A 19,089-nucleotide genomic window follows, 5' to 3' on the forward strand; every position below is an offset into this window, starting at 1 on the left:
TCGAACCGATCAGCGCGAATAGAATTCGACGACCAGGTTCGGTTCCATCTTCACCGGATAGGGCACTTCGTCGAGTGTCGGGACGCGGACATAGGTCGACTTGGTGCCGTCAACCGACAGATATTCGGGCAGGTCGCGCTCGGGCAGGCTCTGCGCTTCGGCGACCAGCGCCATTTCCTGCGCCTTCTTGCCGAGGGTGACTTCGTCGCCCGGCTTCACGAGGCGGCTCGCGACGTTGCACTTCACGCCGTTCACATAGACGTGACCATGGCTGACGAGCTGACGCGCCGAGAAGATCGTCGGGGTGAACTTCGAGCGATAGACCACGGCGTCGAGGCGGCGCTCGAGCAGGCCGATCAGGTTCTGGCCGGTGTCGCCCTTCATGCGCGATGCTTCGAAATAGTTCTTCTTGAACTGCTTTTCGGTGATGTCGCCGTAATAGCCCTTCAGCTTCTGCTTCGCGCGGAGCTGGATACCGAAGTCGGACATCTTGCCCTTGCGGCGCTGGCCGTGCTGGCCGGGGCCATATTCGCGGCGGTTGACCGGGCTTTTCGGACGCCCCCAGATGTTTTCGCCCATCCGGCGGTCGAGTTTATACTTGGCGCTCTGGCGCTTCGACATATGTCGTCTCCAATATGCTGTTTGCCGAAGGATTTCGGCGGTTCCCGGGTCGCACCATATGGACGGGATGCCATATGCGACCGCCGCTTCACCGGGGTGCGGGGTCCATTGCGAAGGCGCGCGGTTAGACGGGGAGGGGCGGAAAGTCAAGCCGCAAGCCCGCCGCTCGACAGCGGCGAAAAAGCCGCTAAAGGCTGCGCGCATGACGTCCGCCAAACTTCCCGAACGATGCGAAACGATGACCGAAGTCCGCGCCGGGGTCGATCAGGTCGACCGCGAACTCGTCGCGCTGCTCGTCCGCCGCTTCGGCTATATGGACGCGGCCGCGCGCATCAAGGCCGACCGCAATGCCGTCCGCGACGAAGCGCGCAAGGCCGAGGTGCTGGCCAACGTGGCGCGTGAGGCCGAGGCCGCCGGACTGGAGCCCGAGCGGCTGCGCGCGGTGTGGAACGAGCTGGTCGAACAGTCGATCGCCTATGAGGCGACCGAATGGGATCGTCTGCGCGCCGGTCGCTGATCCTAGTTGGTGGCGCCGGCGGGCGGTGCGTCGGTCGCCGCCTGTTCTGTCTCTTCTTTGGGTTTCGCGGGCTCTGCCACGGTGCGGCACACGCGCTTCGGTACCGTGCTTCCGGTGACCTCGATCTTCGTACAGACCTTTTTGGGCTTTGCCGCTTTGGCCGGAGGGGTGTCGGTCCCGCTGGCGGCGGTCATGGCCAAGGCCAGGGAAAGTATTGCGGAAATCATAAAGCTATTCGCTCCTTGAAGGACCGTGCCTTCTAAGAGCGCGATGCGCGATTGTCGAGGTCGATACTCAACGCGCTCTTGGGGTGCGGCCAAGCGCCGTAATAATGCCGTGCATCATACGGACGTCATTATACGACCAGCCCGCCTTGGTCAGCGCGGTGCGTAAGGTGCGCAGCGTCATTTCGCGTCGTTCGGGCGGAAAGAAATATCCGCTCTTGTCGAGGTCGCGGACCAGATGCTCGATGAATTCTTCCAGCACGCCATGTTCGGCCGGGGGATCGAGCGGGACCTCGGGCGGGCTCGCCAGCGCGACGCCCTTCGACCATTCATAGGCGAGCAGAATCACCGCCTGCGCAAGATTGAGCGAGGCGAATTCTGGGTTGATCGGCACGGTGACGATCTTGTGCGCCAGCGTGACATCGTCGGTCTCGAGCCCCGAACGTTCGGGGCCGAAGACATAGGCCGAACGCCCCGCGCTGCCATGGACCTCGCGCGCCGCCGCCTCCGGGGTCAGCACCGGCTTGGTCACGCCGCGCTTGCGAACCGTGGTGGCATAGATGGTCGTGCAGTCGGCGACGGCGTCGGCGAGCGTGTCGAAAACCTGCGCTTCGGCCAGCACGGTGTCGGCGCCCGACGCCGCGGGCCCCGCATCGGGATTGGGCCAGCCGTCGCGCGGGGCGACGAGGCGCATTTCGGTCAGCCCGAAATTGAGCATCGCGCGCGCCGCCTTGCCGATATTCTCACCAAGCTGCGGACGGACGAGGACGATGACGGGGGGCGGAGCCGCGGTCATTTGATCGGCCGGGCCGCCTCGGTGATCGTCGAGGCGAATTCCTCGAAATCCTTGGCTTCGGTGAAATCGCGATAGACGCTGGCGAAGCGGATATAGGCGACATTGTCGAAGCCCTTGAGCGCTTCCATCACCATCGCGCCGATTTGCGACGCCTGCACCTCATTCTCGCCCGAAGTTTCGAGCTGGCGCTGAATGCCCGACACGAGGCGCTCGATCCGCGCGCCGTCGATCGGGCGCTTGCGGCAAGCGATCTGGACGCTGCGCATCAATTTCTCGCGGTCAAAGGGTTCGCGCGTCCCACCCGCCTTGAGCACGGCGACCTCGCGGAGCTGGATGCGCTCGAAGGTCGTGAAGCGCGCGCCGCAATCCTCGCACTGGCGGCGGCGGCGGATGGCGGCGCCGTCCTCGGTCGGACGGCTGTCCTTCACCTGGCTGTCTTCATGTCCGCAATAGGGGCAGCGCATGGGTCAGCGCTTCACCCGGCTGTAAAGCGCGATGGCGGCGCCCGCGAACAGGCCGACCGGCCATGTCACGACGGGCAGCACCGCACCCGCGATCGCGCCGACGACGCCGCCGGTCAGGACGGGGCGTGTCGAGGGATGGTTCATCCCCTGCTTGCCCATCGCCTTGACCTCTTCGATCGAGAGTTCAACGAGCGTCGGTTCCTCGGGGTGCTGCCGCGCCATTGTTTTATCCCTGATAGATGGGGAAGCGCTCGCACAGCGCGCGCACGCGGCCGCGGACATTCGCTTCGACGTCGGCATCGCCATGCTCGCCCTTGTCGCGCAGCGCCTCGAGCACGTCGGCGACCATGTCGCCGATTTCCTCGAACTCGGCGATGCCGAAACCGCGCGTCGTGCCCGCGGGCGATCCAACGCGGATGCCGCTGGTCTTGACCGGCGGCAGCGGGTCGAAGGGGATGCCGTTCTTGTTGCAGGTGATCGCGCTGCGCTCGAGCGCCTCGTCGGCGTCGCGCCCGGTGACGCCGAGCGGGCGGAGGTCGATGAGGGCAAGGTGCGTGTCGGTGCCGCCCGCGACGATGTCGGCGCCGCGCGCCTTCAGCCGGTTCGCCAGCGCCTGCGCATTGGCGATCGTCGCCTTCGCATAATCCTTGAATTCGGGACGCAGCGCTTCGCCGAACGCCACGGCTTTCGCGGCGATGACGTGCATCAGCGGGCCGCCCTGAAGGCCGGGGAAGACCGCCGAGTTGATGCGCTTGGCGATCGCTTCGTCGTTGGTCAGGATCATGCCGCCGCGCGGGCCGCGCAGCGTCTTGTGCGTCGTCGTGGTGACGACATGCGCATGTTCCATCGGCGAGGGGTGCGCGCCACCGGCGACGAGGCCAGCGAAATGCGCCATGTCGACCATCAGCAGCGCGCCGACGTCATCGGCGATGGCTCGGAAGCGCGCGAAGTCGAGCGTGCGCGGATAGGCCGAACCGCCCGCGATGATCAGCGACGGGCGATGCTCCCTCGCCAGCGTCTCGACCTGGTCGAAATCGACGAGATGGTCGTCGGCACGCACGCCGTACTGAACCGCGTTGAACCATTTGCCCGACATCGCAGGCGGCGCGCCGTGGGTCAGGTGGCCGCCGGCGTCGAGGCTCATGCCGAGGATCGTCGCGCCGGGCTTGGTCAGCGCGAGCATCACCGCGCCGTTCGCCTGCGCCCCCGAATGCGGCTGGACGTTCGCATAGCCGCAATCGAAAAGCTGCTTCGCGCGGTCGATCGCGAGGGTTTCGACCTCGTCCGACGGAGCGCAGCCCTGATAATAGCGGCGGCCGGGGTAGCCCTCGGCATATTTGTTGGTGAAGACGCTGCCCTGCGCTTCGAGCACCGCTTTCGAAACGATATTCTCGCTCGCGATCAGTTCGATCTGATGTTGTTCGCGTTCGAGTTCGTGCTTCATTGCCGCGGCAACCGCAGGGTCTACCGTGCCGACACCATCGGTGAAATAGCCGGCCGATTTGATGGGCTTGGCGAGCGTTTCTGTGGTCATCGGCTGGTCTCCAGTTGAGGCGGATTCGAAAGCTTGTCGACGCGGCGCGCGTGGCGGTCGCCGGCGAAATCGGTGATCAGGAAGGCGTCGAGGCACGCCTTGGCCATGTCGATACCCGTCAGGCGTGCGCCCATCGCGATGACGTTCGCGTCATTATGCTCGCGCGCGAGCTTCGCCGACAGCGGTTCGGACACCAGCGCGCAGCGCGCGGCGGGGTTGCGGTTGACCGAGATAGAAATGCCGATGCCCGATCCGCACAGCGCCACGCCGCGTTCCGCACGGCCATCGGCGATCGCTTCGGCGAGGCGATAGCCATAATCGGGATAATCGACGCTGTCGGGACCGTTGGTGCCGAGGTCTTCAACTTCATGCCCCTTTTCGCGCAGCCAGTCGGCAAGCAGGGCTTTCAGTTCGTAAGCGGCGTGGTCGGAGGCGATGGCGATGCGCATGGTGCGGCTCCCGCAGGGCATAAGGGAATCGATGTCGGCCCTTTAGGCCAAGCCATGCGGATTGGCCATAAGCGAGGTGGCAAATTTGTGACGGCGCCGATAAAGCCGCCCCATGTCCGACACGATCATGTCCATCCTGATGCTGACCGGCGTGCTGCTGACTGGCGGTGCCGTCCTTGTTTTTCGCAAGGGCGACCGCCGCCGCGCGCTGCTGATGCTGGTCGCTGCGCTGGTGATGTTCGCGAATGTCGCGATCTGGCTGATGCCGGTGAAATAGCACTTCGTCATTACAAGCGCAGCGAAGCAATCTCCAGCCATCGGCGTGAACTGCCGCACGCTGGAGATCGCGTCGTCGCTTTGCTCCTCGCGATGACGGGTTTAACGGATCGGCGAATCGGGCGCGAGCCGCATATCCAGATAATTGTCGAGCGACTTCATCAACTGGTCGAGCTCATGCTCGAAGAAATGGTTGGCGCGCGGGATCTCGTCGTGATGGATCGTGATGCCCTTTTGCGTGCGCAGCTTGTCGACCAGCTTCTGCACCGCGCTCGGCGGCACGATCTCGTCCTGCCCGCCCGCGACGATGATGCCCGACGAGGGGCAGGGGGCGAGGAAGCTGAAGTCGTACATGTTCGCCGGCGGCGCGACCGAAAGGAAGCCGCGGATTTCGGGACGGCGCATCAAAAGCTGCATGCCGATCCACGCGCCGAAGCTGAAGCCCGCGACCCAGGTCGTCTGCGCCTCGGGATGGATCGACTGGACCCAGTCGAGCGCCGATGCGGCGTCGCTAAGCTCGCCGATGCCGTTGTCGAACGTGCCCTGGCTGCGGCCGACGCCGCGGAAGTTGAAGCGCAGCACCGCGAAACCGCGCGCGACGAAGCTCTTGTACATCGCCTGCGTGATGCGGTCGTTCATCGTGCCGCCGCCCTGCGGATGCGGGTGGAGAATCAGCGCGACCGGCGCGCGCGGGCGCGGCGGGGGCGAGAAACGGCCTTCGATGCGGCCTTCGGGGCCGGGGAAAATAACGTCGGGCATGGGAGCACCTCTTATCTTTTATGGCTGGCCGCCGAATCGCCGGGTTGGCAGGGTGGCGGAGCGAAGATGGCGCCTATATAGAAAATAGGTCGCAACTTGCAACTTTTGCGAATCGCTCGCAACAAGGATTTTCGCCCCGGATGATTTACCTCGACTATCAAGCCACTACGCCGCTCGCTCCTGAAGCGCGCGAGGCGATGCTGCGCTGGCTAGAGGGGCCGGACGGGGAGGATGGTTTTGCGAATCCATCGAGCACGCACAAGGCCGGCCGCGCCGCCGCCGCCGCGGTCGAGGTCGCGCGCGACCAGGTCGCGGCGCTGCTCCCCAAAGGCGGCCGCCTCTTCTTCACCTCGGGTGCGACCGAGGCGCTCAACTGGGCCCTGCTGCGCGGCGCCGAGTCGATGCCCGGCGGCGTCGCGGGGCTCAGCATCGAACATGCCGCCTCGCTGCAATGTCTCGAGCGGTTGAACGCGGCGATCCTGCCGGTCGATGACAAGGGGCTGGCGCTGCCGCCTGATGATGCGATGATCCCCCATAACGGCATCGTCGCGACGATGCTGGTGAACAACGAGGTCGGCACGATCCAGCCCGTCGCCGATTTCGCCGCCGCCGCCCATGCGAAAAACAGCCTGCTGCTCTGCGACGCGGTGCAGGGTTACGGCCGCGTCGCCATCCCCGACGGTGCCGACCTGATCGCGCTGTCGGCGCACAAGATCCACGGGCCCAAGGGTATCGGCGCGCTGTGGGTCAGGGACGGCGTCGACCTGCCGCCGCTGATGTTCGGCGGCGCGCAGGAGCAGGGGATGCGATCGGGCACCGTGTCGCCTGCGCTCTGTGCCGGGTTCGGCGCTGCGGCGGCGCTCGCCGCCGAGCGGTTCGACAAGGACGCAAGCCATGTCGAGCGGCTCTGGTCGCTCGCGCTCGATATGCTCCCCGAATGGACGATCAATGGCGATGCCAACCGCCGCTACCACGGCAATCTCAACATCCGGCGCGAAGGCGTGAACGGCCTGCGCCTGATGTCCGACGCACGCGAAATCGCCTTCTCGCTCGGTAGCGCGTGCGGCAGCGGTTCGGGCAAGGTCAGCCATGTGCTGCGCGCGATGGGCGTCAGCGAAGCCGACGCCCGCGCCTCGATCCGCCTCGGCTGGGGGCGATACACCAGCGAGCAGGACTTGCGCGCGGGCCTGACAGCGATCAAGGCGGCGGCGCGGCTGCAGGGGGTGAACTGATGCGCGTCACCTTCATCCACGCCGATGGCAAGCAGCGCACCGAGGCCGAGGCGCAGCCCGGCGATATCCTGCTCGACGTCGCGCAGGCGCATATGATGCCGCTCGAAGGGACATGCGAAGGCCAGATGGCCTGTTCGACCTGCCACGTCATCGTGGCGAAGGAGGATTTCGACCGCCTGCCGCCCGCGAGCGAGATGGAAGAGGATATGCTCGACCTCGCCGCGGGGGTGCGGCGGACCAGCCGGCTGTCGTGCCAGATCGTCCTGACGGCGGATATGGATGGGATGACCGTGCATATCCCGGCGGAAAGCCGCAACATGCAAGGGCCGCGCTGACCGGTTTCTACCGGAGGCGGTCGCTCACCACCCCGAAGCGGAAACAGCCGCCGTCGCGGGCTCGGTCAGTCGCAGGCGCGGTGCAGCTTGACCGCGAGCCAGGCGGAGATGAGGCACATCGCGGCGCTCATCAACAGCTGATCGACGACCCCGACCCCGGCGAAACCGAGCCCCATCGCGAGCAGCGAACCCGCGACCATCGCGCCCGAATTGACGATATTGTTCGCGGCGACGGTGCGTGCGGTCTGGTCCTTGGGAACCGTGGTGGTGAGGAAGGCATAAAGCGGCACGACGAACATGCCGCCGCTGATCGCGATGCCGAGCAGCGCGGCGAGCAGCGGGATGACGTCGGCGTGCCCGAGGAAGCCTTCGATCCCGTACATCACGCCCGACGGATCATGCTCCCAGTTGCGGCAAACCCAATAGAAGGCGAGGACGAAGACGCCCATGACGATGACGCTGGCGGGGCTGTAGCGCGCCGACACCTGCCCCTTGAGCAGTCGGTTGACCGCGACCGAGCCGATCGCGATGCCGATCGAGAAGATGGCGAGGAACAGGCTGGCGACGCTCTTGTCGGCATGGAGGATGTTCTTCACCAGCGGCGGGAACTGGATGAACAGCACCGCGCCGATCGTCCAGAAGAAGCTGATCGAAAGGATCGCGAGATAGAGGCGCGGAATGTGCATCGTGCCGCGGACGAGCGCGACCGACGAGCGGATGATGTGCCAGTCGATCCCCGTTTCCTCATGTTCGGGCGGCGCGGGCGGTACCTTGCGACCGGTCCAATAGCCGAGGCCAGCCACCAGCACGACGCCGAGCGCCGCCCATTCGACGTCGATCACGCCGGCGAGGATCGTGCCCGCGAGGATCGCGATATAGGTGCCCGCCTCGACGAGCCCGGTGCCGGCGAGCACCTCGTCGCTTTCGAGGTGCTGCGGCAGGATCGCATATTTGATCGGGCCGAAGAAGGTCGAGTGGATGCCCATCGCGAAGAGCGCGAGCATCATCAGCGGGATCGCGATCAGGTGGACTGCAAAGCCCATCCAGGCAAGGACGAGACCGAGCCCGCCGACGAACATGATGAGGATTTCGCAGAATTTGACGATGCGGATGATCCGCGCCTTGTCGCGCGTATCGGCGAGCTGGCCCGCGAGCGCCGAAAGCAGGAAGAAGGGCAGGATGAACAGCCCCGTCGCGACCGCGCTGAACAGCGTTTCGGACGCCTCGTCGTTGAAAACGCCATAGACGACGAACAGCACCATCGCGTTCTTGAACAGATTGTCGTTGAACGCGCCGAGGAGCTGGGTGACGAAAAGAGGCAGGAACCGGCGTTGCTTCAATAGCGCAAAGGAGCCGGTCATGCGTGGTCCAATCTCTTCAAACTTGTTCGGTCACCACGCAAATCGCGGGCAATTTGGTTGTCGCCCGGGGGACTTATCGGCTAGGGCGGATACGGTCAAAGGTCATTTTGGACCGCTTATATCGACGGGGATCATGCTCAGCCTTCCCAACATCCTGACCCTTTCGCGGATCCTGGCGGTTCCCATCCTGCTTTTCCTGCTGTGGCCGGGGGTGGTCGAGGGATCGCACCAGCCCAAGCCGATCGACTATGCGCTCGCCTTCGGTCTTTACTGCCTGATGGGCATTACCGACTATTTTGACGGCTATGTTGCACGCTCGCGCGGGATCGTGTCGCGGCTGGGCGCCTTTCTCGATCCGATCGCCGACAAGATCATGATCGCGGCGGTCATTCTGTTGCTCGTCTTCACGCGCGACATTGCGGGTTATCACGTCATTGCGGCGCTGATGATCCTGCTGCGCGAGATCATCGTGTCGGGGCTGCGCGAATTCCTGGCGACGCTGCAGGTGTCGATGCCGGTGACGCAGCTCGCGAAGTGGAAGACGACCTTTCAGCTCGTCGCATTCGGCGCGCTGATCCTGGCGGGCGCCTTGCCCGCGATGGTCTGGATCAAGAGCGTCGGGCTCGTCTCGCTGTGGGGCGCCGCGGTGCTGACGCTGATCACCGGCTGGGATTATCTGCGCGTCGGCCTGAAGCATATGGATTGAGGCCGGGCCGATGGCGCTGAACATAGCCTATTTTTCGTGGGTCCGCGAACGGATGGGGGTGGCCGATGAAGTGGTCGACGTGCCGGCGGGCATCGGCGACGTCGGCGCGCTGATCGGATGGCTGGCCGCGCGCGACGAGCGCGGCGCGCTGGCGTTTGCCGAGCCGCACCGCATCCGCGCCGCGATCGACGGCGTAATGATCGGCGCCGACGCTCCGCTGTTGGACGCGCGCGAGGTGGCACTGTTTCCGCCGGTCACCGGCGGATGATCCGCGTGTCCGTGCAATCGGCGCCAATCGATGTGTCCGCCGAATTCGATGTGCACGATGCGGGGGAGCATGGCGCGAGCGCGAGTTTTGTCGGCCGGGTCCGCGGCGGCGACGGGCTGACCGAGCTGTTCCTCGAGCATCATCCGCACATGACCGAAGCGGGGCTCGCCGCGCTCGCTCACGCAGCGTCCGATCGCTGGAAACTGTCGGCACTGACGCTGATCCACCGCGTCGGCGCGATGGCGTCGGGCGAGACGATCGTGCTCGTGCTCGCCAGCAGCCCGCATCGCGCCGAGGCGCTCGCGGCGGTCGAGTTTCTGATCGACCGGCTGAAGACCGACGTGATGCTGTGGAAGCGCGAGAGCTTTGCCGACGGGCGCGTTCGGTGGGTCGAGGAGCGTGATACGGATCAGACGCGGGCGGAGCGGTGGGATTGACTGATCGGGCGAAAGCGGACGGCCGATATGGGGTGGGAAGCGGCCGTCAGTCCGTGACCAACGCCTCACCGATGAAGCGACCCTCCCACAGATAAAATCTACGTGCGCGACGCATCTTCTCCGCACCTTCGGACGAGAGAAATACGAAGCCCACTTGCCGCTTGATTCCCAGCTCTAAAGGCTGATCGCCCAGTTGGAGCCGGGCATCCCAACCTCCAACGCGGGTCTGCTTTTCAGTGAAGCAGGGGCAACCATAGCCGGGCTGGATGGCAGTTGCTCTTCCGCCCTCCTCGGTTGGATAAATGAGCACGTCGGCAATGAGATCCGGCGCCCTTGTTTGCCAAGGTTCGGTTGTCATGATCTGGCGTATATGCAGCTATCTGGCAATGTCCGCAATCGGTCGTTTCCTGCCGATGAAACGGACGGCTAATTCGCCTGATGCTTCCTGAAAATGTCCGCGAGCATGCGGAACTCCTCGGCGCGCGGGCTGCCCTTGCGCCAGACGAGCGCGATCGTGCGCCAGTCGTGCTCCGAGTCGAGCGGGCGCGTATCGATGTCGGTGTGATCGAGGATGCCCGCCTCGATCGCCATTTGCGGCAACATCGTGATGCCGAGGCCGTTATCGACCATCTGCACGAGCGTGTGGAGCGACGTGCCCATCATGCGTGCGCCCGCGCGCAGCTCGGGGCGGTTGCACGCGGCGAGGACATGGTCCTTCAGGCAATGCCCGTCTTCGAGCATCAGCATCTGCGCGGGGTCGAGCTGGTCGGCGCTGACCATCGCGGGCAGGTCTTCGCTCTGGTCGCCGGGAAAGGCGACGAACAGCGCGTCATCGAACAATTTCTCGCTCTCGACATCGCCGCACGCATAGGGGAGCGCGAGCAGCACGCAATCGACGGTGCCGTGGTGCAGCGACTCGCACGCCTGCGCGCTCGGTTCTTCGCGCAGGAACAGCTTCAGCGCGGGGCGTTCCTTGCGAAGGCGCGGAAGCAGGCCTGGGAGGAGAAAGGGCGCGATCGTCGGGATGACGCTCATCCGCAGCTCGCCGACGAGCGGAGCCGAGGCGGCGGCCGCCATATCGGCGAGTTCCTCGGCCTCGCGGAGCACGCGGTGCGCCTTTTCGACAATGGCGTTGCCGAGCACGGTGAAGCGGACGACGCGGCGGGTGCGCTCGACGAGCGTCTGGCCGAGCAGGGTTTCGAGCTCGCGAATGCCGGCGGACAAGGTCGACTGGGTGACGTTGCAGGCGTCGGCGGCGCGGCCGAAATGCCCATGCTCGTGGAGCGCGACGAGATATTGCATCTGCTTCAGCGAGGGGAGGTAATTTTGCATTGATCGAATGTAGCAATCATTCGAGCAATTTCGAGAGGGCCTTTCGATTATAATTCGTAACCATTATGGCGGCGTTTGTTGGCGCGCCGAAGGCGCCGTGATAGCGAGGGGGCGGTAACGGGGGAGATGCGTATGGCGGTTTCGCGGTTCCTGATCGGCGGCGTTGCGAGCGCGCTGCTCCTCACCGGCGGGCTGTTCATGTGGAAGGGCTATACGCAGGTCGCCGAAGTGGAGGTGCTGCCGGACCCGCCCCCGGCCTTGCCCGCCATTCCCGTGGCGGCGGCGAATGCGCCGAAACGGGGGCCCGCGCCGCCCGCGCTGCCCGCCGCAAAGGAAGCTTCGCGCGAGGAGCGGCGGTTCAACCGCTTCGACCGCGACCGCAATGACAGGATCAGCCGCGTCGAGCTGATGTCGTCGCGCACCGCGGCGTTTCGCAAGCTCGACCGGGACGGCAATAATCTGCTGACTTTCGAGGAATGGGCGGTGGCGACCGGCGATCGCTTCGCCGGAGCCGATAACGACAAGTCGGGCGATTTGACCCGCGCCGAGTTCGCGACGACGGCGCCGAAGCGGTCGGTGAAAGCGAAGTGCAGCTGTTGATCCGAGGTTGGTGATCTCCGGCGAAAGCCGGGGCCCATGGGTATGAAACCAGGCTTTCGCCGGGGATCACATCGGGTCAGGCTGCCACACCTTCGGCCTGCTTGATCCACTCCGCGAGCTTCGTCCCGGCGCGCTGCGTATAACCGAGCTTCCGATCCTTCTTGCGGACATCTTCCGCCAGCGGTGGGAAGAGGCCGAAATTGACGTTCATCGGCTGGTAGGATGCGGCGTCGGCGCCGCCGGTGATGTGGCCGAGCAGCGCGCCCAGAGCGGTTTCGGGCGGTGGCGGGAGCAAGCTCCGGCCGCCCAGCTCTGCGGCGGCAAAGCGCGCGGCGACGAGGCCGATCGCGGCGCTTTCGACATAGCCTTCGCAGCCGGTGATCTGACCCGCAAAGCGGATATGCGGCGCCGATTTGAGGCGAAGCTGATCGTCGAGCAGCTCGGGTGAACGGATGAAGCTGTTGCGATGGAGGCCGCCGAGGCGCGCGAATTCGGCCTTTTCGAGCCCCGGAATGGTGCGGAACAGCTCGACTTGCGCCGAATGTTTGAGCTTGGTCTGGAATCCGACCATGTTCCAGAGCGTGCCGAGCGCATTATCCTGCCGCAGCTGGACGACCGCATAGGGCCAGCGTCCGGTGCGCGGATTGTCGAGCCCGACGCCCTTCATCGGACCGAAGCGCAGCGTTTCGACGCCGCGCTCGGCCATCACCTCGATCGGCATGCAGCCCTCGAAATAGGGGGTGTCCTTTTCCCAGTCCTTGAAGTCGGTCTTGTCGCCGTCGATCAGCCCCTGGACGAAGGCGTAATACTGCTCCTTGTCCATCGGGCAGTTGATGTAATCCTTGCCGTCGCCGATCGGCCCGACCTTGTCCCAGCGGCTCGCCATCCAGGCGATATCCATGTCGACGCTGTCGCGATAAACGATCGGGGCGATCGCATCGAAAAAGGCGAGCGCGTCCTTTCCGGTCGCGACGCCGATGCTTTCCGCCAGCGATGCGGCGGTGAGCGGGCCGGTGGCAACGATGGTCGGGCCCTCGTTCGGCAGCGTGTCGATGCGTTCGCGGACGATGGTGACGTTGGGATGCTCCGCCAGCGCCCTGGTCACGCCGCCCGAGAAGAGGTCGCGGTCGACCGCGAGAGCCGATCCGGCGGGAACTTTCGTCGCGTCGGCTTCGCGCATGATGATCGAGCCCAGCTCCCGCATCTCGCGGTGGAGGAGACCGACCGCATTGCTGTCGCCGTCGTCGCTGCGAAAGCTGTTCGAGCAGACCATCTCGGCGAGCGTGTCGCCCTGATGCGCCGGGGTCATGTCGCCGCCGCCGCGCATTTCGGACAGGCGCACGCGATAGCCGGCCTCGGCGAGTTGCCATGTGGCTTCGGAACCCGCGAGGCCGCCGCCGATGATGTGAATGTCGTGCGTCATTTACCGTGTCCGTTGACTTGCCGTTCGTTCGGCGCGCACTAGTCCGGTTGGACGCAAGATGCAAAGGGGCGGCGGTTTATGACGGGGGAACGGGGCTGGGATCGCGCGCGCTGGCTTTGGCTGCTGGCGCTGGCCGGGGGCGTCAGTTTCATGCTCGCGGTGGTGCAGCGGCTCGACGGGCCGGCGATCTGGGCCTGGAAGACGACGGGGGTCGGTTTTCTGGCGCTGTGGGCTGCAGCGAACGCGCGCGAGAGGCACGGCGGGCTGATCGCGGCGGCCCTCGCGTTCGGCGCGCTTGGCGATTATCTGCTCGATGCGAAGGGGCTTGTCGCGGGTGCGGCGGCCTTTGCGGTGGGGCATGTCGTCGCCATCGCCCTGTATCTGATGAACCGGCGAACGCAGACGACGCCGTCGCAGCGCCTGCTCGGCTGGCTGACGATGCCCGCAACGCTCGCGATTGTCTGGGGCATGCTGAGCCCCGCGGCTGGCTGGTGGCACGCCGCCGTCTATTCGCTGTTCGTCGCGGCGATGGCGGCTGCGGCATGGACCAGCCGCTTTCCGCGCTATCGTACCGGCATCGGCGCGATGCTGTTTCTCGCGAGCGACCTGTTCATCTTCGCGGGCGAGGGCGGGGTGCTGGGCAAGGATGTCACCATGTGGCTCGTCTGGCCGCTCTATTTCGCGGGACAGGCGCTGATCGCGTGGGGCGTGGTGGGCACGCTCGCCAAGGAAGCGCGCGCCTGATCAGGAAGGCGGCGCGGCCTCGCCGACGAGCAACGCCTCGATATCGGGGATCGGGCGGTCGGTCATCTCCTTGACATGCTCGCCGACGAGGCGCGCGCCGACCTCCTTGTGCCAGAGCGGGCGAAGTTCGCCCATCGTGCGCGCGGGCGCGATCACCACGAGCGCGTCGAACTTGCCGGCGAGCGCCATCGCATTGACCTTTTCCGCCAGCTCGCGCGCGAAGCGATCCTCTTCCTGCTGGTGGAAATCGGGTTCCTCCATCGTATCCTGAAAGCCCCCGGCACCGGCCGGACGGCTCGATCGGCCCGCGGCGTCGGTCTTGATGTCGCTATCCTTGCGATCCTCGCGCTCCCGGTGCGAGGCCGTGCGCAGGTCGATCTGTTGCTCGTCACCCTGATTGCGCAGGAACAGCGCCTTGCGGCCATCGGCGACGAGGACGAGGGTGTTGTTGGGAAGAGTCATGTTTCTTGCTCCTTCTTCGGGAGCAACGCGCGGGTCCGGTGCGAAGTTTCGCTATCCGTCGCACGCCGCGATCGTCGTGCGGTGGAGCAGGCGGTCGTGGCCGTCATAGCCGCCGGTCGCGCGATGAAGGACCGAGCGATTGTCCCACATCACGAGCATGTCGGGTTCCCAGACGTGCGTATAGCGAAACTCCTCGCGCCCCTGCCACTGGATGAGTTCGTAGAGCAAGGGCAGGGCTTCGTCGTCGTCGAGCCCGTCGAAACCGATGATGTAGCCCGCGCAGCCGAACAGGCCGAGGCGGCCGGTCTCGGGATGCGCGCGGATGAAGGGATGAAGCTGCGTTTCGAGCGCCTCGTCCCCCGAGCGGATATCCATGCTGCGATTCTTGTCTTTCGCGCCGTACATCCCCTGCGGCGCATAGCCTGCACGCGCGCTGTGGATCGCCTGCAACTCCTCGACGCGAGCGCGGAGATCGACGGGCATCGCGTCGAGCGCGGCGTGCTGATTCGAAAATTCGGTGTTGCCGCCCACGGCCGGGATGGTGATGCCGAAAAGGCACGTGCCCGCAGGCGGGCGGGCCTGAAAGCTCCAGTCGCTGTGCCAGTTTTCGGCGAAGAGCGGCGCGGTCTCGTGGGCTCCGCGCTTCACCGCGATGATGTGCTCGCGGCCCGGGATCGGCCGGATGAACGGATCATCGCCGAAGCCGCCGAAAGAAAAGGTGAAGCGCTCGAGGTCGTCGTCGTTCATTTTCTGGTTCGGAAAGGCGAGGACATGATGGTCGAGCCACGCCGAGCGAATTTCGGCGACGGTGTCGGGATCGAGCGGCCGCGTCAGGTCGACGCCGGTGACACGCGCGCCGCACGCCTGGCCGCTGGGAGTGATGGTGAGCGTCATGGCGCGATGCTGCGCCGATCGGCGCGCGGGGTCAATCGGGGGCGACGGAACGCCCCGAAAGATCGCCGAACCGATGCGCGCGGCACGCCGGGGTAACGGCAGTTCAGCGGGGCGCCATCTTTGCGGCCCTAATCTGATCCGCGGGGGACAAGACGGAGAAGACAGATGGTCCTGTTCAAGAAACTGGCGTTGGCGGCGTTGATCGGCGCCAGCACCGTAGCGGCATTGCCCGCCGAGGCGGAGGCGCGCGACCGGCACCACCGCCATGGCTATTATGGCGACCGCGGCGATTACCGCGATTACCGGCGCGACTATCGCCGCGACCATCGCCGCGATTACCGGCGCAACCATTATCGCGGGGACCGCCGCTATTATTGCCGGCGCGGCAGCGGAACCACCGGCCTGATCGTCGGGGGTGCCGCAGGCGCCCTGCTAGGCCGCGAGGTCGACCGTTATGGCGACCGCCTGCCCGGCACGATCATCGGCGGCGCCGCGGGCGCGCTGCTCGGCCGCGAGATCGATCGCGGCGGCCGCCGCTGCTGATCGGCGATGACCACCGCCGGCTGGCGTGCGCCGCAGGGACCCGAGGGGTCGTGGCGGCGCGCGCCAGCCGGTCGGGCGATTGCGGTATGCGAATAAGGCAGTAGAATGGCTCCCGGCGGAAAATAGTCCCGCCGTTCGTGTGGAGGCCGCTGATGAAATTCCCGGCAAAATTCGCGGTGGCGGCCGGCCTGGGCCTGTCGCTGGCCGTTATCGCGCCGCAGGGCATCGCCGCGCTCAAGCAAGGCGCGAAGGCGCCCGATTTTACGCTGAACGCCGCGCAGGGGGGCAAGCCGTTCAGCCTGTCGCTGAAGCAGACGCTGAAGAAGGGGCCGGTCGTGCTCTATTTCTTCCCCGCCGCCTTCACCCCCGGCTGCACGATGGAGGCGCATCTGTTCGCCGAGGCGAGCGACGATTTCAACAGGCTGGGCGCGCGCGTCGTCGGCGTGACCGCGGGCAATATCGAGCGCGTCGCCGAATTTTCGAAATCCGAATGCCGCGACAAATTCGCCGTCGCCGCCGACCCGGGCGCGAAGGTCGCGGCGAAATATGATTCGACGATGCAGCGCCCCGACGGGTCGATGTTGTCGAACCGGACATCCTATGTCATCGCGCCGAACGGGACGATCCTGCTCAGCTACACCGACAGCAAGCCGCAGGCCCATGTCGAAAAGACGATGGCGGCGGTCCGTGCGTGGAAGGCGCGGCGGCGCTGAGCGTCCCGATACGATCGGAAACGGCCTCTCTTTCATCTATTTGCCGTGTCCGCTTCCCACCCCAAGCCGGCATCTTGGCGGTTGATCGCGTCGATCTTGCATTTGGACTCGTCTGCCGCCATATGCGCCGCGGGAGTCGGGCGGACGCAGTCTTCGCCAACCCGGTCAGGTCCGGAAGGAAGCAGCCGCAACGAATTCGCTGCGGGTCGTTCCGGCTCCCACCCATTTCCCCCTTCGACAAGACAGCGGCGCGCCCCTAAGACGGGGCCATGGATGATTCCGCCGACGACGATACCCCGATGCTGGGAATGGACTTGCCCGAGGTGACGCCGCAGGCATCGAGCGGCCCTTACCGCGTTCTCGCCCGCAAATATCGCCCGCAAACCTTCGCCGAACTGATCGGTCAGGATGCGATGGTCCGCACGCTCGGCAATGCAATCGCGCGCGACCGGCTGGCGCATGCTTTCCTGATGACCGGGGTGCGCGGGGTCGGCAAGACATCGACCGCGCGCCTGATCGCCAAGGCATTGAACTGTATCGGTCCCGACGGGCAGGGCGGGCCGACGATCGACCCGTGCGGGGTGTGCGAACCGTGCCGCGCGATCACCGAGGGGCGCCATATCGATGTGATCGAGATGGACGCCGCCTCGAACACCGGCGTCGACGATGTGCGCGAGATCATCGAGGCGGTGCGCTATGCCGCAGTGTCCGCGCGCTACAAGATCTACATCATCGACGAAGTGCATATGTTGTCGCGTAATGCCTTCAATGCGCTGCTGAAAACGCTCGAAGAACCGCCGCCGCACGTCAAATTCCTGTTCGCGACGACCGAGGTCAACAAGGTGCCGGTAACGGTGCTGTCGCGCTGCCAGCGCTTCGACCTTCGCCGCATCACCCCCGACATGCTGTTCGCGCATTTCAGCTCGATTTTGCAGAAAGAGGGCGTCGAGGCCGAGGCGCCCGCGATCTGGCTGATCGCCAATGCCGCCGAAGGCTCGGTGCGCGACGGCCTGTCGATTCTCGATCAGGCGATCGCGCACGCCGACCTCGACGGCGGCGGCAAGATCAGCGCCGATCAGGTGCGCGTCATGCTCGGCCTCTCCGACCGCAGTTCGATCGCGCAGTTGATGGCGACGATCCTCGATGGTGACGCGGGCGGCGCGATCGACTTGGCGCGGGCGCAATATGCGCTCGGGATCGAGCCCGTCGCGATGGTGCGCGGCCTCATGGACCTGACCCATGCGATCACGCTTGCCAAGGTATCGCGCCACGACGACCCCGCGCTCGCCGCATCGGATCGCGAACGCATCGGCGACTGGGCGCAGAAACTCGGTTTTGCGCCGTTGAACCGCCTCTGGCAGCTCTTGCTCAAGGGGCATGACGAGGTGCTGCGCGCGAACAACCCGCTCGAACATCTCGAAATGCTGCTGCTGCGCGTCATCTATGCCGCGTCGATGCCCGATCCGGGCGAGCTTGCGAAGCTGCTCGAAAAGGGTGGCCTGCCGACGACGCCGATGGTCGCTCCCGCAGCGCCCGCGGCGCAGGGCGACACCGCCGCCGCGCCGCCGGTCGACGCGCCAGCAGCCGAAACCCCCGCTTCGGCGCTGACGATCGCGCAGATCCATCAGCTTCTCGAAAGCTCGGGTAATCATCAGCTTGCGCTGCAAGTTTATGATCATCTCCAGCTTCTCGAACTCGAACCCGGCTTGATCGTTTATGCGCCGGCGCCCGCGCTCGACGGCGATTTTGCGCGCAAGCTGGGCGAGGTGCTGCTCAAGGAGACGGGAAGCCGCTGGCAGGTTCGCGTCGGCGAAGGCGATGCGCGCCCGAGTCTCGGGCAAATGAAGGCTGCGAAGCTCGCCGACAATGACGCGCGGATTCGCGAATTGCCCGTCGTAAAGGCCGCCCTGGCCGCTTTTCCCGATGCAAGGCTTGTCGAGGACGACGACAACCGCCATAGGTCGAACCCATGAAATCGATCGAAGAAATGATGAAGGCGGCGCAGGAGGCGGCCGCCACCGTGCAGGCTCAGATGCAGGAGGCGCAGGCGAAGCTCGACAGCGTCGAGGTCGAAGGCGTCTCGGGCGGCGGGCTCGTCAAGATCACCGCGACCGCCAAAGGCCGCATCAAGGCGATCCACATCGATGACAGCCTGATCGTTCCCGCCGACAAGCAGATGCTCGAGGATTTGCTTGCCGCCGCGTTCAACGACGCGCGCGAAAAGGCCGATGCCGCGAGCAACGAAGAAATGGGCAAGATGACAAGCGGCCTGCCGCTCCCCCCGGGTTTCAAGCTGCCGTTCTGAGCGGGCTTTGACCACGCTGTTCAGCGCAGCGACATTGAATGCGTGCGAAGTTACGCCATATTAGCGACGAACCACCTATAAGAAGGGCGGTGCG

27 protein-coding genes and 1 other RNA gene are annotated in these 19,089 nt (G+C 65.5%); 14 read left to right on the top strand and 14 right to left on the bottom strand.

The genetic code is table 11. The features are described 5' to 3' along the window. Nucleotides 1-9: 9 nt before the first annotated feature. Nucleotides 10-621, bottom strand: coding sequence for a 30S ribosomal protein S4 (gene rpsD, locus HDC29_RS07135; protein WP_037510385.1), 612 nt, complete (start codon nt 619-621; stop codon nt 10-12). A 202-nt stretch (nt 622-823) separates the two neighbouring features. On the opposite strand from rpsD, the gene HDC29_RS07140 reads away from it, so the two are divergent. Continuing rightward, a complete protein-coding gene (locus HDC29_RS07140) occupies nt 824-1,138 on the top strand; it encodes a chorismate mutase (RefSeq protein ID WP_179495723.1) in 315 nt (104 codons plus the stop codon). Between the two features lie 2 nt (nt 1,139-1,140). On the opposite strand, the gene HDC29_RS07145 is transcribed toward HDC29_RS07140, so the two are convergent. The 6 genes from HDC29_RS07145 to rpiB form a co-directional block, all read right to left on the bottom strand. Next, the gene (locus HDC29_RS07145; protein WP_179495725.1) at nt 1,141-1,365 is read right to left on the bottom strand and encodes a hypothetical protein; all 225 of its coding nucleotides are present in this window, start codon (nt 1,363-1,365) and stop codon (nt 1,141-1,143) included. Between the two features lie 67 nt (nt 1,366-1,432). Continuing rightward, entirely contained in the window at nt 1,433-2,158 is a 726-nt protein-coding gene (locus HDC29_RS07150) for an RNA methyltransferase (RefSeq protein WP_179495728.1), read from the bottom strand. After that, entirely contained in the window at nt 2,155-2,622 is a 468-nt protein-coding gene (nrdR, locus tag HDC29_RS07155; protein ID WP_179495730.1) for a transcriptional regulator NrdR, read from the bottom strand. Before nrdR ends, HDC29_RS07150 begins: the two co-directional genes overlap by 4 nt. A gap of 3 nt (nt 2,623-2,625) precedes the next feature. Beyond that, nucleotides 2,626-2,844 (bottom strand): hypothetical protein, encoded by a 219-nt coding sequence (locus HDC29_RS07160; RefSeq protein WP_179495732.1) that lies wholly within the window; start codon nt 2,842-2,844, stop codon nt 2,626-2,628. A 4-nt stretch (nt 2,845-2,848) separates the two neighbouring features. Further along, nucleotides 2,849-4,156 carry a serine hydroxymethyltransferase gene (gene glyA / locus HDC29_RS07165; protein ID WP_179495734.1) on the bottom strand — a complete coding sequence of 436 codons (1,308 nt, stop codon included), beginning with the start codon at nt 4,154-4,156 and terminating at the stop codon, nt 2,849-2,851. Continuing rightward, nucleotides 4,153-4,605 (bottom strand): ribose 5-phosphate isomerase B, encoded by a 453-nt coding sequence (gene rpiB, locus HDC29_RS07170; protein ID WP_179495736.1) that lies wholly within the window; start codon nt 4,603-4,605, stop codon nt 4,153-4,155. The genes glyA and rpiB overlap by 4 nt, the downstream gene beginning before the upstream one ends. Nucleotides 4,606-4,717: 112 nt before the next feature. Here rpiB and HDC29_RS07175 point away from each other — a divergent pair, with 112 nt between their 5' ends. After that, on the top strand, nt 4,718-4,882 hold the full coding sequence (locus HDC29_RS07175) for a hypothetical protein (RefSeq protein WP_179495738.1): 165 nt from the start codon (nt 4,718-4,720) through the stop codon (nt 4,880-4,882). A 101-nt stretch (nt 4,883-4,983) separates the two neighbouring features. Here HDC29_RS07175 and HDC29_RS07180 read toward each other — a convergent pair whose 3' ends face one another. Beyond that, a complete protein-coding gene (locus HDC29_RS07180) occupies nt 4,984-5,640 on the bottom strand; it encodes an alpha/beta hydrolase (RefSeq protein ID WP_011541103.1) in 657 nt (218 codons plus the stop codon). Nucleotides 5,641-5,780: 140 nt separating this feature from the next. Here HDC29_RS07180 and HDC29_RS07185 point away from each other — a divergent pair, with 140 nt between their 5' ends. Next, on the top strand, nt 5,781-6,872 hold the full coding sequence (locus HDC29_RS07185) for a cysteine desulfurase family protein (RefSeq protein ID WP_179495740.1): 1,092 nt from the start codon (nt 5,781-5,783) through the stop codon (nt 6,870-6,872). Then, nucleotides 6,869-7,207, top strand: a complete 339-nt coding sequence (locus HDC29_RS07190) for a 2Fe-2S iron-sulfur cluster-binding protein (protein ID WP_179497328.1) — start codon at nt 6,869-6,871, stop codon at nt 7,205-7,207. Before HDC29_RS07185 ends, HDC29_RS07190 begins: the two co-directional genes overlap by 4 nt. A 65-nt stretch (nt 7,208-7,272) precedes the next feature. Here the strand turns inward: HDC29_RS07190 and HDC29_RS07195 are convergent, their stop codons facing one another. Further along, the gene (locus tag HDC29_RS07195) at nt 7,273-8,568 is read right to left on the bottom strand and encodes an MFS transporter (protein WP_179495742.1); all 1,296 of its coding nucleotides are present in this window, start codon (nt 8,566-8,568) and stop codon (nt 7,273-7,275) included. Nucleotides 8,569-8,701: 133 nt separating this feature from the next. On the opposite strand from HDC29_RS07195, the gene pgsA reads away from it, so the two are divergent. The 3 genes from pgsA to HDC29_RS07210 are packed head-to-tail and all read left to right on the top strand — an operon-like array spanning nt 8,702 to nt 9,979. Further along, on the top strand, nt 8,702-9,274 hold the full coding sequence (pgsA, locus tag HDC29_RS07200) for a CDP-diacylglycerol--glycerol-3-phosphate 3-phosphatidyltransferase (RefSeq protein WP_179495744.1): 573 nt from the start codon (nt 8,702-8,704) through the stop codon (nt 9,272-9,274). Between the two features lie 10 nt (nt 9,275-9,284). Next, entirely contained in the window at nt 9,285-9,542 is a 258-nt protein-coding gene (locus HDC29_RS07205; RefSeq protein ID WP_179495746.1) for a MoaD/ThiS family protein, read from the top strand. Further along, entirely contained in the window at nt 9,539-9,979 is a 441-nt protein-coding gene (locus HDC29_RS07210) for a molybdenum cofactor biosynthesis protein MoaE (protein ID WP_179495748.1), read from the top strand. The genes HDC29_RS07205 and HDC29_RS07210 overlap by 4 nt, the downstream gene beginning before the upstream one ends. Before the next feature lie 46 nt (nt 9,980-10,025). On the opposite strand, the gene HDC29_RS07215 is transcribed toward HDC29_RS07210, so the two are convergent. Together HDC29_RS07215 and HDC29_RS07220 are read right to left on the bottom strand one after the other, a co-directional pair. Then, nucleotides 10,026-10,337, bottom strand: a complete 312-nt coding sequence (locus tag HDC29_RS07215) for a hypothetical protein (protein WP_179495750.1) — start codon at nt 10,335-10,337, stop codon at nt 10,026-10,028. Between the two features lie 68 nt (nt 10,338-10,405). After that, nucleotides 10,406-11,311, bottom strand: a complete 906-nt coding sequence (locus HDC29_RS07220) for a hydrogen peroxide-inducible genes activator (protein WP_179495752.1) — start codon at nt 11,309-11,311, stop codon at nt 10,406-10,408. Nucleotides 11,312-11,443: 132 nt separating this feature from the next. On the opposite strand from HDC29_RS07220, the gene HDC29_RS07225 reads away from it, so the two are divergent. After that, entirely contained in the window at nt 11,444-11,911 is a 468-nt protein-coding gene (locus HDC29_RS07225; protein WP_179495754.1) for a hypothetical protein, read from the top strand. Nucleotides 11,912-11,987: 76 nt separating this feature from the next. On the opposite strand, the gene trmFO is transcribed toward HDC29_RS07225, so the two are convergent. After that, a complete protein-coding gene (trmFO, locus tag HDC29_RS07230; protein WP_179495757.1) occupies nt 11,988-13,334 on the bottom strand; it encodes a methylenetetrahydrofolate--tRNA-(uracil(54)-C(5))-methyltransferase (FADH(2)-oxidizing) TrmFO in 1,347 nt (448 codons plus the stop codon). Nucleotides 13,335-13,412: 78 nt separating this feature from the next. Between trmFO and HDC29_RS07235 the strand changes: the two genes are divergently transcribed. Beyond that, complete coding sequence (locus HDC29_RS07235) at nt 13,413-14,078, top strand: lysoplasmalogenase family protein (RefSeq protein ID WP_179495758.1); 666 nt, start codon at nt 13,413-13,415, stop codon at nt 14,076-14,078. On the opposite strand, the gene HDC29_RS07240 is transcribed toward HDC29_RS07235, so the two are convergent. Together HDC29_RS07240 and HDC29_RS07245 are read right to left on the bottom strand one after the other, a co-directional pair. After that, entirely contained in the window at nt 14,079-14,540 is a 462-nt protein-coding gene (locus tag HDC29_RS07240; RefSeq protein WP_179495760.1) for a host attachment family protein, read from the bottom strand. Between the two features lie 51 nt (nt 14,541-14,591). Then, the gene (locus tag HDC29_RS07245; protein WP_179495762.1) at nt 14,592-15,434 is read right to left on the bottom strand and encodes a TauD/TfdA family dioxygenase; all 843 of its coding nucleotides are present in this window, start codon (nt 15,432-15,434) and stop codon (nt 14,592-14,594) included. Nucleotides 15,435-15,599: 165 nt separating this feature from the next. On the opposite strand from HDC29_RS07245, the gene HDC29_RS07250 reads away from it, so the two are divergent. The 5 genes from HDC29_RS07250 to HDC29_RS07270 all read left to right on the top strand — a co-directional run bounded on the left by HDC29_RS07250 (nt 15,600) and on the right by HDC29_RS07270 (nt 18,995). Further along, nucleotides 15,600-15,977 carry a glycine zipper 2TM domain-containing protein gene (locus HDC29_RS07250; RefSeq protein WP_179495765.1) on the top strand — a complete coding sequence of 126 codons (378 nt, stop codon included), beginning with the start codon at nt 15,600-15,602 and terminating at the stop codon, nt 15,975-15,977. A gap of 152 nt (nt 15,978-16,129) precedes the next feature. Further along, on the top strand, nt 16,130-16,690 hold the full coding sequence (locus HDC29_RS07255) for a peroxiredoxin (protein WP_179495767.1): 561 nt from the start codon (nt 16,130-16,132) through the stop codon (nt 16,688-16,690). Nucleotides 16,691-16,818: 128 nt separating this feature from the next. Continuing rightward, nucleotides 16,819-16,916: signal recognition particle sRNA small type (gene ffs, locus HDC29_RS07260), an RNA gene on the top strand. An 82-nt stretch (nt 16,917-16,998) separates the two neighbouring features. Beyond that, the gene (locus tag HDC29_RS07265) at nt 16,999-18,663 is read left to right on the top strand and encodes a DNA polymerase III subunit gamma/tau (protein WP_257018219.1); all 1,665 of its coding nucleotides are present in this window, start codon (nt 16,999-17,001) and stop codon (nt 18,661-18,663) included. Next, entirely contained in the window at nt 18,660-18,995 is a 336-nt protein-coding gene (locus HDC29_RS07270; protein ID WP_058803723.1) for a YbaB/EbfC family nucleoid-associated protein, read from the top strand. Before HDC29_RS07265 ends, HDC29_RS07270 begins: the two co-directional genes overlap by 4 nt. The last annotated feature ends 94 nt before the right edge of the window (nt 18,996-19,089 follow it).

Origin of the sequence: Sphingopyxis sp. JAI108 (genome assembly GCF_013410105.1) — a bacterium.
GTDB lineage: Bacteria > Pseudomonadota > Alphaproteobacteria > Sphingomonadales > Sphingomonadaceae > Sphingopyxis > Sphingopyxis chilensis.